Annotated in this window: 10 protein-coding genes; 6 read left to right on the plus strand and 4 right to left on the minus strand. The window is 63.8% G+C overall.

Features of this window, described 5'->3' with window-relative positions; all coding sequences use genetic code 11:
• Positions 1-80 precede the first annotated feature (80 nt).
• Together V7714_RS11585 and V7714_RS11590 are read right to left on the minus strand one after the other, a co-directional pair.
• Positions 81-1,436 carry a sigma-54-dependent transcriptional regulator gene (locus V7714_RS11585; protein WP_335709861.1) on the minus strand — a complete coding sequence of 452 codons (1,356 nt, stop codon included), beginning with the start codon at positions 1,434-1,436 and terminating at the stop codon, positions 81-83.
• Entirely contained in the window at positions 1,433-3,016 is a 1,584-nt protein-coding gene (locus V7714_RS11590) for a two-component system sensor histidine kinase NtrB (RefSeq protein ID WP_335709862.1), read from the minus strand. The genes V7714_RS11585 and V7714_RS11590 overlap by 4 nt, the downstream gene beginning before the upstream one ends.
• A gap of 97 nt (positions 3,017-3,113) precedes the next feature.
• Here V7714_RS11590 and yedA point away from each other — a divergent pair, with 97 nt between their 5' ends.
• The 6 genes from yedA to V7714_RS11620 all read left to right on the plus strand — a co-directional run bounded on the left by yedA (position 3,114) and on the right by V7714_RS11620 (position 12,868).
• Positions 3,114-3,983, plus strand: a complete 870-nt coding sequence (gene yedA / locus V7714_RS11595) for a drug/metabolite exporter YedA (RefSeq protein WP_335709863.1) — start codon at positions 3,114-3,116, stop codon at positions 3,981-3,983.
• 96 nt (positions 3,984-4,079) lie between these two features.
• Positions 4,080-5,594 carry a threonine ammonia-lyase, biosynthetic gene (ilvA, locus tag V7714_RS11600; RefSeq protein ID WP_335709864.1) on the plus strand — a complete coding sequence of 505 codons (1,515 nt, stop codon included), beginning with the start codon at positions 4,080-4,082 and terminating at the stop codon, positions 5,592-5,594.
• 376 nt (positions 5,595-5,970) lie between these two features.
• Entirely contained in the window at positions 5,971-6,477 is a 507-nt protein-coding gene (locus V7714_RS11605; RefSeq protein ID WP_335709865.1) for a hypothetical protein, read from the plus strand.
• Between the two features lie 138 nt (positions 6,478-6,615).
• Positions 6,616-10,464 carry a DUF3683 domain-containing protein gene (locus tag V7714_RS11610; RefSeq protein WP_442891003.1) on the plus strand — a complete coding sequence of 1,283 codons (3,849 nt, stop codon included), beginning with the start codon at positions 6,616-6,618 and terminating at the stop codon, positions 10,462-10,464.
• A gap of 335 nt (positions 10,465-10,799) precedes the next feature.
• Positions 10,800-11,231 (plus strand): HIT family protein, encoded by a 432-nt coding sequence (locus tag V7714_RS11615; protein WP_335709867.1) that lies wholly within the window; start codon positions 10,800-10,802, stop codon positions 11,229-11,231.
• 2 nt (positions 11,232-11,233) lie between these two features.
• A complete protein-coding gene (locus V7714_RS11620; protein ID WP_335709868.1) occupies positions 11,234-12,868 on the plus strand; it encodes a hypothetical protein in 1,635 nt (544 codons plus the stop codon).
• A 27-nt stretch (positions 12,869-12,895) separates the two neighbouring features.
• Here V7714_RS11620 and hda read toward each other — a convergent pair whose 3' ends face one another.
• Both hda and V7714_RS11630 read right to left on the minus strand, forming a co-directional pair.
• A complete protein-coding gene (gene hda / locus V7714_RS11625; protein ID WP_335709869.1) occupies positions 12,896-13,615 on the minus strand; it encodes a DnaA regulatory inactivator Hda in 720 nt (239 codons plus the stop codon).
• Positions 13,612-14,682, minus strand: a complete 1,071-nt coding sequence (locus tag V7714_RS11630; RefSeq protein WP_335709870.1) for an AI-2E family transporter — start codon at positions 14,680-14,682, stop codon at positions 13,612-13,614. Before V7714_RS11630 ends, hda begins: the two co-directional genes overlap by 4 nt.
• Positions 14,683-14,772: the final 90 nt, after the last annotated feature.

The raw sequence follows: 14,772 nt of genomic DNA on the forward strand, positions 1-14,772 counted from the left end.
AGCAAAAGCCCGCGGCAGAGAGCGGGCTTTTGCTTGGGTGGCATCGGCTGCACCGGCCAATATGGCAGACTGGTCTACACCTAGTTGATGCCCAGACGCTCCATCCGATAGCGCAGCGATCTAAAGGTCACACCCAGTATCTTGGCTGCCTGGGTCCGGTTGAATCGGGTCTTGTCCAGCGCTTCCAGTATGGCTTCGCGCTCGGTCCGGTCCAGGTAGTCCTGCAGCGGATACTTGTCGCCTATGGCGGCAGCCGGCAGGGCCTCGTCACCGTCGCGCAGGCTCAGCTGCAGGTCTGCCACCCGTATCTGGCGGCCATCGCACAGCGCCAGCGCACGCTCCAGCACATTTTCCAACTCGCGCACATTGCCAGGGAAGTCATAGGCACTGAGCGCCTGCAGCGCATCAGGCGCCAGCTTGGGCTCATCCATGCCGTTGCGTACCGCCAGCCTCGCCAGCACCCCCTTGGCGATCACCGGTATGTCCTCGCGCATCTCGCGCAGCGCCGGCATCTTCAGCTCGATCACATTCAGGCGGTAATACAAGTCCTGCCGGAAACGCCCCTCCTCCACACACTTGGCCAGGTTCTGGTGGGTGGCGCAGATGATGCGCACATCGGTGGGGATTTCCTTGGTATCGCCCAGCTTGCGCACGCTTTTTTCCTGTATGGCCCGCAGCAGCTTGACCTGCATGGCCAGCGGCAGATCCGCCACTTCATCAAGAAACAGGGTGCCGCCGTTGGCCGCCTGAAAAAAACCATCGCGCTCAGCGTCAGCACCAGTGAATGCCCCCTTGCGGGTACCGAAGAACTCGCTCTCCATCAGGTTCTCGGGGATGGCGCCGCAGTTCACCGCCACAAAGGGCTGGGCCGCCCGGCTGGATTGGGCATGGATCAGCCGTGCCGCCCGCTCCTTGCCGCTGCCCGATTCGCCGGTCAGGTAAACCGGCGCCTGGTTGCGCGCCAGCCTGTCTATCAGCTGCAGCGCCTGCTGCAGCGCTGGCGATTCGCCTATGAAGGTTCGCTCGCCCTGCTCCACCACCTTGGCGGCCGGGGTATCCAGCACCAGTGCCGATCGCACCAGGGTGCGCAGCTGGTCCAGCGATACCGGCTTGGCCAGGTAGTCAAAGGCGCCAGCCTTGAGCGCCTCCACCGCATTGTCCAGGCTGCCATAGGCGGTAATTACCGCAATCGGCACATCGAATCCCTGCGTCTGGATATGCCTGACGACATCCAGGCCTGAACCATCGCCCATACGCATATCGGTCAGGCACAGGTCTACGCCGCCGGCGTCCAGCACCACCTTGGCCTCTTCCACGCCGCTGGCCATCTTCACATCCAGACCCATCTTCAGCAGGGTCAGCTCGACCAACTCGCGCAGATCCGGTTCGTCATCAACTACCAGGATGCAGGGGACTTTGCTTGTACGTTTGCTCATGCAGGGCGGGCCGGAAAAGTGATACGGAAACAGGCACCACCATGCTTGTCGCCCGGTGGTGAAGACACATATTCGAGCACGCTGGCATTGCCAGCGCAAATCTCGCGGGCAATATACAGGCCCAAGCCCGTCCCTTTGGCATCGGTGGTAAAGAAAGGCTCGAACAGCTTGCTCACATCGGCTGCCGGTACACCCGGGCCGTCGTCATGCACATCCAGCACCCAGGCATCGGCCAGCCGCGCCACCCGCAAGCCCAGGGCGCCATCCTGCCGGGTGCTGTAGCGCCAGCCATTGCGGCACAGATTCCACAGCACCTGGTGCAACTGCCCCTCATCAAAGCGGGCCACGGCCCCCTTGGGGCAGTGCAGGGTCAGCTCGGCAGCAATGCCCTCCACCTCGCGGAACTCCTCCACAAAGGCGGTCAGCCATTCATGCAGGCGTATATCCACCGGCTCAGCCCGGTCGCGCCGGTTCAGGTCCAGCACGGCGCGCACGATACCATCCAGCCGCCGGCTGTTTTCCACCATGATACGCGTCAGCCGCAAGCTGGCCGGGTCTTGCGCCTCCTCCGCCATCAATTGGGCAGCATGGCCTATGGCCGACAAGGGATTGCGTATCTCATGGGCAATATTCGCCGTCAGGCGGCCCAGCGCGGCCAGCTTCATCTGCTGCGCCTCGCGCCGCAGCCGCTCTATGTCTTCCAGAAACACCACCGTGCCGCCTTCGGCATTGCCCACCTTGATGGGCATGAAGCGGGGGCGTACCACCTGGCGGGTAATCTCCAGGTCTACCGGCAGCAAGCTGTGGCCGGCCTGCCAACTGGCCAGCGCGCCAGTCAGCAAGGGATTGAATTCGCTCAGCCGGGTCTTGCCGGCTGCCATGCCCGGCCCCAGCAGGCGCTCGGCCTGCTGGTTGAACTGCCGTATCACACCGGCCTCGTCCAGCACCAGCACCCCATCCGATACATCCTGCAAGATCAGGCGGTTGATCTGCGCCATATTGGCCAGTTCACTGCCGCGCCGTGCCGCCAGGCGCTCCGACTCGGTGGCATAGCTGGCCAGCCGGTGCGCCAGCCAGGCCGTGGCAAAGCAGGCAATGCTGAGCATGGCCGCCTGGAAGAAATCCGCGGTGCCCCCCTCGGTGGCGACATACTGCAAGGCCTGCTGCAGCAGCAGGGCGATACTGGCAAGCGCCGCATGGAACAAGGTGGTGCGGCCGCGGCTGATCAGCCCAGCACCGGCCAGATAGGGCAGCAGCATCAGTCCCATACCGGTCCGCAAGCCGCCGACGATATCCATGACCGCCACGATAAAGCCGATGTCACAGGCCACCTGCAGCGTCAGCAGCAGGCGGAAATTGGGCCAGCGCCGTTGCAGGCAGATGCCGAATACCACGGCCAGCAGCAGATAGACCAGCGACAGCCAGACCAGCGACACCCTGTCGCCCAGAGTCGGGAAGAAGGCATCGCTCAGGCGCCAGCTGACAAAAGCCAGGGCAATGGCAATCAGGGCGCGAAACCAGTTGAATATCCTGGCGGAACGCCAGAGGTCGCTCGAAATCAGGGTGCGTGTCTGTAGCATGGCGGAAGTTTATAAAGGTCTGGCGCCAAAAGCACCAGTGCGGCTGATGATAAGCTATGCCGCCGTGCCAACCGCAGCCTAGCCACCTGCCCTTCCCATGCTATCCACCTCCCGCCTGCTCCTGCCGTTCTGCCTTGCCGCCACCTGGGTTGTGTGGGGTTCCACCTACCTGGCCATCAAGTACGCGCTGCTGAGTTTTCCACCCTATGTCCTGTCTGGCACCCGCTATCTGTTTGCCGGCGGCCTGCTGCTGGCCTGGCTGAAATGGCGCGGCACGCCCTGGCCCACGCTACGCCAGCTAGGCAATACCAGCCTGATTGGCCTGCTGATGCTGACCCTGGGCAACGGCCTCACCTGCGTGGCCGAGCTGACCCTGCCCTCGGGCGCCACCGCCCTGATCGTGGCCGGCACCCCCTTGCTGACAGTCGGGCTGAGCCAGTTACTGGGTAGTCGCATACGTGGCCTGGAGTGGTGCGGTATCGGGCTAGGCCTGGCCGGCATGGTGGTCATGCACAATGATGCCAGCCTGGCTGGCGACCCCAGGGGCGTCGCCCTGATGGGCGCCGCGTGCCTGGCCTGGGCAGTAGCCTCGGTACTGATGCCCAGGCTGGATCTGCCGGCAGGGCCGATGTCGGCCGCCATGCAGATGCTGGCAGGCGGGCTGATCTCGCTGCCGGTGGCCCTGATCGCTGGCGAGCGCTTTCCCGTTGCCCCCAAGCTGGAGGCTATCGCCGCCCTGGCCTATCTGGTGGTGTTCGGCTCCATCATTGCCTACTCAGCCTTTGTCTGGCTGTTACGGCACGCCAGGCCAGCGTTGGCCACCAGTTCCAGCTACGTCAACCCCCTGGTGGCCTTGTCGCTGGGCTGGCTGTTTGCCGATGAGCAGGTCAGCCTCTCGCTGCTGCTGGGCATGGTCATCATCCTGGCCGGGGTGGGCCTGATAGGCTGGGCCACAGCCCGCAAGTAGCCTGCGGCAAGCGTGCATTGACGTCTGCGGCAACTCGCCCGGCAGGCCGAATCCTGTTAGCTTTCCAGGTTCCCTGCACCCGACACCCGCGCCGCCATGCCCGCTCAGGACTACCTAGAACGCATCCTCACCGCCCGCGTCTACGACGTGGCCATAGAAACCCCGCTGGATCCCATGCCCAACCTGGCAGAACGCCTGGGCAACCGGGTACTGATCAAGCGCGAGGACATGCAGCCTGTCTTTACCTACAAGCTGCGCGGTGCCTACAACAAGATGTCCAGGCTGAGCCCGGCAGCCCTGGCCTGCGGCGTGATCACCGCCTCGGCCGGCAACCATGCCCAAGGCGTCGCCATGTCGGCCCAGAAGCTCGGTTGCAAGGTCACCATCGTGATGCCGGCAACCACCCCCTCGATCAAGATCAACGGCGTCACCCGGCGCGGTGCCAAGGTGGTGCTGCATGGCGATTCCTACAGCGACGCCTACGCCCACGCCATGGAACTGGTCGCACAGACTGGCGCCACCTATGTCTCGCCCTTTGACGATCCAGATGTGATTGCCGGCCAGGGTACGGTGGGCATGGAAATCCTGCGCCAGCATCCCGATCCCATCCGCGCCATCTTCGTACCCATAGGCGGCGGCGGCCTGGCTGCCGGCCTGGGTGCCTATGTCAAACGCCTGCGGCCGGAGATACGCCTCATCGGTGTCGAACCAATAGACAGCGATGCCATGCGCCGCTCGATTGCAGCAGGCGAGCGCATTACCCTGGAACATGTGGGGCTGTTTGCCGATGGAGTGGCCGTCAAGCAAGTGGGCGAGGAAACCTTCCGCCTCTGCCGCGAGGTGCTCGACGAAATCATCCTGGTGGATACCGATGCCATGTGCGCGGCCATCAAGGATGTCTTCGAAGATACCCGTTCCATTCTGGAGCCCTCAGGCGCGCTGGCGCTGGCGGGGCTCAAGGCCTGGGCAGAGCGCGAAGGCGTGCAGGGCGAAACCCTGGTCGCTGTCGCCAGCGGCGCCAACATGAACTTCGACCGTCTGCGCCATGTCAGCGAGCGGGCCGAAATCGGCGAGGCGCGCGAAGCCATCCTGGCCGTCACCATACCCGAGCAACCAGGCAGCTTCCGGCATTTTTGCGAACTGCTGGGCAACCGCGCCATCACCGAATTCAACTACCGCGCGGCCGACCCTGCCGAGGCCCATATCTTTGTTGGCGTCAAGATCAATGCCCGCCAGGAAGCCGCCGAACTGGTCGCCAAGCTCAATGCCGCCGGGCTCAAGGCGCTGGATCTCACTGACAACGAAATGGCCAAGCTGCATATCCGCCACCTGGTTGGCGGTCGCGCGCCACAGGTCAGCCATGAGCTGGTCTATCGCTTCGAGTTCCCCGAGCGACCCGGCGCCCTGCTCAACTTCCTTACCCATATGGGCCGTGGCTGGAACATCAGCCTGTTCCACTATCGCAATCATGGTGCCGACTACGGCCGGGTGCTGGTAGGCATGCAGGTGCCGCCCGAGGATGAAGCCGCCCTGCAGTCCTTCCTGGCCGAGCTGGGCTACGACTACAGCGACGAGCGCAACAACCCGGCCTATCGCCTGTTCCTGGCCTGAACCTTAGAGCCTGTTCAAATTCTTTTCGCCGCGTCGTTCGCAACCTTGCCGGATGAAGGGCAAGGCGCAAGCCGCGCAGCGGTACCGGTACCGTCAGCGGCTTGCAACGCCGCCATTCGCCGGCAAGGCTGCGAACCCGGAGGGCTGAGCTGGAAAACGGCCATTCACTGCGTTGTGGCGCTTGGCAATAACTGGTTATTGCCTGCGCACCACGCCTTGTGCCTGGCCATTTTCCAGATCAGCGACGCGGCGAAAAGACTTTGAACAGGCTCTTAGCGACAAACGCGCGTCCAAACCGGACGAGGGGAGCCTTGCTTGCTTGGCAAGCAAGTACCCGCGTCCTATAGTGCCGCAACCACAGTTACCGATTGCTGCCATGACGTACCTGCGCCTACCGTGCTGCTGCCTGTTGGCCCTGCTGGGTTATGGCACAGCACATTCCGGCCCCGTCGATAGCCTGCGCGCCGGCAGCATTGCCGTGCTCCCGCTGAACCTGGAGCCACCCGCCGCGCATGAGCGCACACCGGCCTATGTGGTGTCGCCCATCTTCCGCACCTATGTCGAGCCCATGGCGCAAGGCCGGCCACTGCAGGACATCAACAGCAACGACCCCAACCTGGCCAATGAGCAACTGGTACGGTCGCTGGAGATACGGGCACTGGCCGCTGCCAGCAATAGCGAAGTCTGTCTCAACCGGCAAGGCGGCGATGCCACCGGTGGGGGCATACGCTGGTCACTCAACGACGGCTTCGGCTTCTACCTGCAGGGCAAGGGCTTCAAGCAACTGCAGCGCCTGCTCAAGCACAACAAGATCACCGGCATCTGCCCTCCGGGCGATCCCAGCCCGATGTGTAAGACTTTGCCCAAACAGGTGTGCGACTGACGTTGACGTAAACGTCACTGTTGCAAAACCCTGTTTTTACTGCGGTTTTCCTGTCTCAGCCAGGCAATACCGGGTCGCTTAAGCGTTCGATGCAATGCAACATTTCAGCTAGAATCGATCCTCCCGATCCCCGCCGAAATGGTTAGCCTCCCGATGGTCGCCGACGCCCCCCGCTTGCGCGAAATACCTTACAACTACACCTCATTCTCGGATCGCGAAATCGTGATCCGGCTACTGGGTGAAGATGCCTGGTCCGTGCTCGACATCCTGCGCAGCGAGCGCCGCACAGGCCGCTCCGCCCGCATGCTGTTCGAGGTACTGGGCGATATCTGGGTGGTGCAGCGCAACCCCTACCTGCAGGACGACCTGCTCGACAATCCCAAGCGCCTGACCGCCCTGACCGATGCCATGCGCCACCGCCTGCGCGAGATCGAAGCACGGCGCGGCGACAACCCCGGCGTGGGCGACCTACTGACCCGCGCCCAGGCCGCCGTACAGGCTTTCGAGGCCTCCTTCCCCGCCACGGCCGAACTGCGCCGCAAGGTGATGAAGCGCATGGCCGGGCTGACCCGCAAGGACAATATCTGCTTTGATGGCCTGGCCCGCGTCAGCCATGTGACCGACGCCACCGACTGGCGGGTGGAATACCCCTTCGTGGTGCTCAATCCCGACCACGAGGATGAAATGGCCGGCCTGGTCAAGGCCTGCATAGAGCTGGGCCTCACCATCATCCCGCGCGGGGGTGGCACCGGCTACACCGGCGGTGCCGTACCGCTGACGCCCATGTCGGCCGTGATCAACACCGAGAAGCTCGATCGCCACAATGGCGTGGAGTACCTGGACCTACCCGGCGTGGAAGGCAAGGTCGCCACCATCAACTGCGGCGCCGGCGTCGTCACCAAGCGGGTGATGGAAGCCGCCGAAGCCGAAGGCCTGGTGTTCGCCGTCGACCCCACCTCGGCCGAGGCCAGTTGCATAGGTGGCAACGTGGCCATGAATGCCGGCGGCAAGAAGGCCGTGCTCTGGGGTACGGCACTCGATAACCTGGCCTCCTGGAAGATGGTGGACCCCGACGGCAACTGGCTGTTAGTGGAGCGCATCAACCACAACCGGGGCAAGATCCATGACGCCGAGATGGTGCGTTTCAAGGTGCGCCGGCTGCAACCCGATGGCAAGACCCTGATCAGCGAAACCCTGCTCGATGTGCCCGGCCCGCAGTTCCGCAAGGTTGGCCTGGGCAAGGACGTCACCGACAAGTTCCTGGCCGGCCTGCCCGGCGTGCAGAAGGAAGGCACCGACGGCATCATCACCTCGGCCCGCTTCATCCTGCACAAGATGCCCGCGCACAGCCGCACCGTCTGCCTGGAGTTCTTCGGCACCGTAGCGCAGGCCACGCCGGCCATCGTCGAGATCAAGGATTACCTGGACGCCCATCCCAAGGCCATCCTGGCCGGCCTCGAGCATCTGGACTGGCGCTATGTGCGCGCCGTGGGCTACGCCACCAAGGCCAAGAGCCGAGGCCGGCCCAAGATGGTGCTGCTGGCCGATATCGTCTCGGACGACGAAAACGCCGTGGGCGAAGCCTCCAGCCATGTCGTACGACTGGCCAATGCCCGCCATGGCGAAGGGTTTGTGGCAGTCACCGCCGAGGCGCGCAAGAAGTTCTGGCTGGATCGCAGCCGCACCGCCGCCATCGCCCGCCATACCAATGCCTTCAAGATCAACGAGGATGTGGTCATCCCCCTGCCACGCCTGGGCGACTACTCTGACGGCATTGAGCGCATCAATATCGAGCTCAGCACCCAGAACAAGCTGCAGCTGTTATCGCGGCTCGATGATTTCTTCAGCCATGGCAAGCTTATCGTGGATGCCGGCGACACCGCCGTCAGCCATGAGGAATTGATAGCCGACCGGCGCGAAGCAGCGCTGAGCCTGATACGGGCCGTCCATGGCCGCTGGAACTGGCTGCTGCAACACCTGGACGACGCCTACGAGCAGTACACCAGCAACTATCCCGACGCACCGCTGGAGCCGGCCAGCGATATCGAGCCGCCGCAGTCGGTGTTCCACGCCCTGCGCGACTTTGCCTTGCGCATCTCCTGGAAGCGCGAACTGCTGGCCGACCTGGATGCCCTGTTCTCGGGTGCGGCCGACGCGCCCATCCGCGAAGCCATCCGCGCCATCCACAAGAAGACCCTGCACGGCCGCGTCTTCGTGGCCCTGCACATGCACGCCGGTGACGGCAATGTGCACACCAACCTGCCGGTGAACTCCGACGACTACGACATGCTGCAGACCGCCCACAAGGCCGTGGCCCGCATCATGGTGCTGGCCCGTCAGCTCAACGGCGTGATCTCAGGCGAACACGGCATAGGCATCACCAAGCTGGAATTCCTGACCGAAGAAGAAATCGGCCCCTTCCGCGCCTACAAGCAGCGGATAGATCCGCACGGCCGTTTCAACAAGGGCAAGCTGCTGGCTGGCGCCGACCTGCGCAACGCCTATACGCCCTCGTTCGGCCTGCTGGGCGCGGAGTCGCTGATACTGGAGCAATCCGACCTGGGCCATATCTCCGACATGGTCAAGGACTGCCTGCGCTGCGGCAAATGCAAGCCGGTCTGCGCCACCCATGTGCCGCGCGCCAACCTGCTGTATTCGCCCCGTAACAAGATACTGGGCGTAGGCCTGCTGACCGAAGCCTTCCTGTACGAAGAGCAGACCCGCCGTGGCGTCAGCTTCAAGCACTTCGAGGAATTGGGCGACGTGGCCGACCATTGCACGGTCTGCCACAAATGCGTCAACCCCTGCCCGGTCAAGATCGACTTCGGCGATGTCACCATCGCCATGCGCAACTTCCTGCGCAAGACCGGCAACCGCAAGTTCAACCCCGGCACGGCAGCGGCCATGGCCTTCCTCACGGCCAAGGACCCCACCACCATCAAGACCCTGCGCACCGGCATGATGGGCATGGGCTTCAAGCTGCAGCGCCTGGGCCATGATGTGCTCAAGGTGGCCGCCAAGGCACAGACGGCGGCACCGCCCGCCAGCGTAGGCAAGCCTTCGGTCAAGACCCAGATCATCCACTTCATCAACAAGAAGATGCCGGGCAACCTGCCCAAGAAAACCGCCCGCGCCCTGCTGGATGTGGAAGACAGCGATATCGTGCCGGTGATACGCAACCCCAAGCTAGCCGCCGAGGACAGCGAAGCGGTGTTCTACTTCCCTGGCTGCGGCTCGGAGCGGCTGTTCTCCCAGGTCGGCCTCGCCACCCAGGCCATGCTCTGGCACGTGGGCACCACCACGGTGCTGCCACCCGGCTACCTGTGCTGCGGCTATCCGCAGACCTCCTCCGGCTTTGCCGACAAGGGCGAGCAGATCACCACCGAGAACCGGGTGCTGTTCCACCGCCTGGCCAATACCCTCAACTATCTCGACATCAAGACCGTGATCGTCAGCTGCGGCACCTGCATGGACCAGCTGCAGAAGTACCAGTTCGAGCAGATATTCCCCGGCTGCCGCCTGCTGGATATCCACGAGTACCTGCTGGAGAAAGGCATCAAGCTGAGCGGCCTGACCGGTACCCGCTACATGTACCACGACCCCTGCCACACCCCCATCAAGACCATGAGCCCAATCAAACTGGCCAACGAACTGATGGGCACCGAAGTGGCATTGAACGAGCGCTGCTGCGGCGAGTCGGGCACCTTCGGCGCCTCCACCCCGCATATCGCCACCCAGGTGCGCTTCCGCAAGGAAGAAGAAATGCGCAAGGGCGCCGACAAGGCGCGGGCCGGTAGCGACGACAAGGTCAAGATACTGACCTCCTGCCCCAGCTGCCTGCAAGGCCTGTCCCGCTACAACGACGACGCCGGCACCGAGGCGGACTACATTGTGGTGGAGATGGCCAAGCATGTGCTGGGCGAGAACTGGATGCCAACCTATGTGGAAACCGCCCGCAACGGCGGTATCGAGCGGGTATTGCTCTAAACAACTGGATAATGAGGCGCATGGGAGCCACATGAGGGCCACCCATGCGGCCCTCATCGCATTGCATTCAGCCTAACGCCGGCTATGCTGATGACTGCTGAACTGGGCCCGACCGCACGCCGCCCGGAACCTGCCGCCGCAGCCACCGTGCTAGCCCCGGCACCATCAGGGCCCGCGTACCAGCCACCGACCTACGTCATATCCGTCAGCAGCACAAGCCGCTGGCCGTATTACCAGAACAGCCAAACGGTAGCCACCACACTTGAGTTCGTTGGCTTACGGCCGCACAATGCCAACGTAATAGAATTGGCATTTTTTGATATTAGGCAGCCATCATGACCGCATCCCCCTGCCCGCTGTGCGCCACCCCCGGCGGCGAATTGCTCTGGCAATCAGCCCTGTATCGCGTGGTACTGGTGGATGAACCCGGCTACCCTGGTTTTTGCCGTGTCATACTCAACCAGCACCTGGCCGAGATGACCGAACTTGCCAGCGAAGACCGGGTCGCAATCATGAATGCCGTCTGGGCCGTTGAAGAAGTCCTGCGTAGCGAACTGTCACCGGACAAGATCAACCTGGCCAGCCTGGGCAATGTCGTGCCCCATGTGCATTGGCATGTCATCCCGCGCTGGTTGGATGACAGACACTTCCCGGCCCCCATCTGGGCCCAGCCCATGCGCGAGGGCCATGACAAGGTTATCGACACCACCCGCCTCAAGGCCGCGCTGGCGTCCAGGCTGCTGATGCTAGAGTCGTTCAAGGAATAAACATGCACGCACTCGATCTACCGCCCTTCGATGCCTCCCTGCCCATGGAGTTTGCTGACGCGCGCGGCTTCCGGGACTGGTTAAAGCTGGTGCCCATGATCAATGTGCGGCAGGCCCACGGCGAGGTGTTGGACACGCTGGCCCGCCTCAACGTCAGCCCGGTGCTGCCGATAGAGCGGCTGAAGATGCTGGAGATGCTGCGAGAGCCGGTCGCCATGCTGCAGGAGGAAAACGCCAAGCGCTACTTCGGCAAGCCCTTCCCCCTGGCCCTCACCGAAGACAGTATCTGGCTGGCCAACAACCAACTCTGGCTGGCCATGAGTGCCGGCTACCGGCATTGCTGGCAAGCGGCCATCAAGGGCGATGTGATGGTGGCCGATCACAAGGCCCTGGCCGGCCAGCGCGCTCTGCGCTATGCCGCCCTGGCCATACGCGAGCACCACCTGGCCTACCGGGTCGTGCCGCAGGCCCGCTGGGATGATCTGTACGCGCTGTACCAGATCGCAACCGATGCCGATGTCGCCACCAAGATCGTCAAGGACAGCCTCAACAAGCAGACCGAGCTCTCGTCCTGCCATGCGGCCTTCCTGCAGGCCCTGCTGCTGGCAGCTGCCAACCCCAGCTCCATGCCGGTACGGCAGATCATCTGGACAGATCGCTTGCTGGATCGCTGGTCCAATCAGGCCGCCATGGCGAGCGTCTCCCCCGCAGACCAGGATAAAGGGGTACTGGCCTTCAATCTGGCAGCACCGGGGGAGCTCAAGCGGCACGACCCGCCGCCCAGCGGCGAAGGCTGGCGCTTCCTCGATATCGACCCCATAGGCAAGAGCATCAAGAAGCGCATCAAGTACCTGCGTGCCGGCGAATCGCCCGCCCAACTGGGCTTGGGCGAAGAATACGCCGCCACCACGGTAGAGAACCACCTGATCGGCCTCTACCAGGAATGGTGCGACCTGCCGATAGAGCGCGGCATGCCCCGCCGCCCTGCCAGGGATGACGCCCCCGAGGCCCAGGTAGGCCTGGGGCTGGTGGCTACCCACTTTGCCGTCGGCGGCGAGCGCTTTGGCCAGCCGGCCGAGCCCATGGAAGTCCGTGGCCGCGCCATCGCCGACTTCCAGCTGTTCGGTGGCCAGGCCCATCACCTGAGCGCCGCCAAGGTCAATCGCGATGCCGAGCCGGAACCCGAGATGGAGGCCTGGCGGGTACACAATGAGAGCGCGCTGGGCTTCAAGCTGGAGCGCAATGAGCCCGGCGGCCGATTGATGCATGGCCAATTGGTTGCCGTACGCCCCCGCCCAGGACAGGGATTCATGGTCGGCACCGTGCGCTGGCTGCTGGAAGGCAGCAACGGCGAGATCGCCATGGGCGTGCGCGCCCTGCCCGGCATGCCGCAAGCCGTGGCGGTGCGTGCCACCGGCCTCAACACCTTCTCCAATCGCTTCACCCAGGCCCTGCTACTACCAGGCATGCCCACCCTGCAGGCACTGCCCAGCCTGCTGCTGCCACCCACCTGGTTCAAGGCCGGCCGCATCATCGAAGTACATATCGAAGGTCAGATCAAGAAGGTCAGGCTGGATCAGTTGATAGAGCGTGGCCAAGATTTCGAGCGGGTCGCCTTCCAGGGCGAGATAGGCTAGCCCACATCCGCCACCAGGTCGGCGCCGCTACCAGGACAGGGTGCCGTTCCAAGACCTCTCGGCCTGCGGCGCCTCGTCGGCATCGCGCAGCACCTCACGCACCAGGGGCAAGGTCAAAGGGCGGCCACGGGCCAAGGCCGCCCGGTCCAGGCTATCGAGCAAGCGGGTCAGCTCGCCCAGGTCGCGGCTGCGATGCAGCACCAACCAGCGGCAAACCGCCTCATCCACCTCGCACCCCCGGGCACGGGCCCGATGGCGCAGCAGTGCGGCCTTGTCCTCATCGTCGGGCTCGCCTATCTCGAACACCAAGCCCCAGCCCAGGCGGGTCGTCAGGTCCTCGCGCAGCAACTGGCGGGCCGGCGGCTGCAGGCCGGCTGTCAAAATCACCCGTCCCGCTTCGCGCTGGGCGTTGATCAGACCAAACAGCACGATCTGCTCCTCCTCGCCCAAACCATCCACATGGTCCACCGCCAACAATTCGTAGCCATGTGCCGCCTCGGCCAGAGGCTGCCGGGCTGCATCCCAGTAATAGGCAAACAGGCCCTGGGCCATGGCCCGCTGGACGGTAGCGCGCAGTAGATGGCTCTTGCCGGTGCCGTGGGCACCCCACAGGTACACGCACCCCTCGCCCCCCTGGCCATCAGCCAGGTTCTGCAAGGCCATGAAGGCCTCCATATTGGGGCCGATGAGGAAGTCATCGAAACCAAAGGGCTCAGGTAGCTGTAGATCCAGCGGCAGCTGCTTCATCGCAGGTACAGGGGGCTATCCAGATATTGCTGCCTGACATGGCGCAGGCCCACCAGCAGGGCCGCCGCCAGCGGCAGCGCCAGCAACACGCCGACAAAGCCGAACAACTGACCAAATGCCATCAGGGCAAAGATCACGGCCACAGGATGCAGGCCGATGCGCTCGCCCACCAGCTTGGGGGTAATCACAAAGCCTTCCAGCAGTTGTCCCATCAGGAACACCCCCCACACCGGCAGCAAGCCGCCCAGCGACTGGAACTGCAGGCCAGCGGCCAAGGTTGCCAGCAGCACGCCGACTATCACCCCCAGGTAGGGGATGAACACCAGGATGCCGGCGATAATGCCGATGGGCAGGGCCGACTTCACGCCGCAGAGCCACAGGCCCAGGCTGTAGAACACCGCCATCAGCAGCATGACCGAGATCTGGCCACGCAGGAATTCCCCCAGCACATCGTCCACCTCGGCTACCAGGCCGGTGACGGTCGCCTGCAGGCGCACCGGTATCAAGGCCCTGACATGGCCTATCAGCACATGCCAGTCGCGCATGAAATAGAACAGCACCACCGGCAGCAGCACCAGATTGGCCAGCAGCCCCACGACCGCCAAACCGCCCGACGTCAGCGACGGCAGCACAGCCTTGAACGCCTGCCCGGCCTCGGCCCCATGGGCAGTCAGCCAGGTCTTGATGGATTCGGTATCCAGCGACAGCTCCAGGCCCAGCCGCTGCGACAGCAAGGGCGCCACCCGGTCACGCAGCCAGGCCAGCAGCTCCGGCACATAGCCATATAGCGCGCTCAGTTGCTGCACAAACAGCGGCACCACAATCAACACCAGCGCCACCAACGCCAGCAGGAGGCCCGCCAGCACCACACCCACCGCCATGCTGCGGTCCCAGCCCCGTGCAGCCAGCCTGCCCACCAGGGGTTCCAGGATGTAGGCCAGCACGGCAGCCGTGACAAAGGGCGCCAATACCGGTGCCAGCAGGTAGAGGACGACCAGTATGGCCAGCCCCAGGCCAAGCGGCCAGTAGCGGGTCCAGGTAGGTTTGAGCGGGCGGCGACGTTTCATTTCGGGTAAAATGCGCGCGAATTCCGGTGCTTACAGTGATAAGGCCTATAAATCTGGCATGGCTTGTTGCCGCCAGTGCTGCATTGTAAC

It is taken from the genome of Chitinimonas sp. JJ19, assembly GCF_036961565.1.
Lineage (GTDB): Bacteria > Pseudomonadota > Gammaproteobacteria > Burkholderiales > Chitinimonadaceae > Chitinimonas.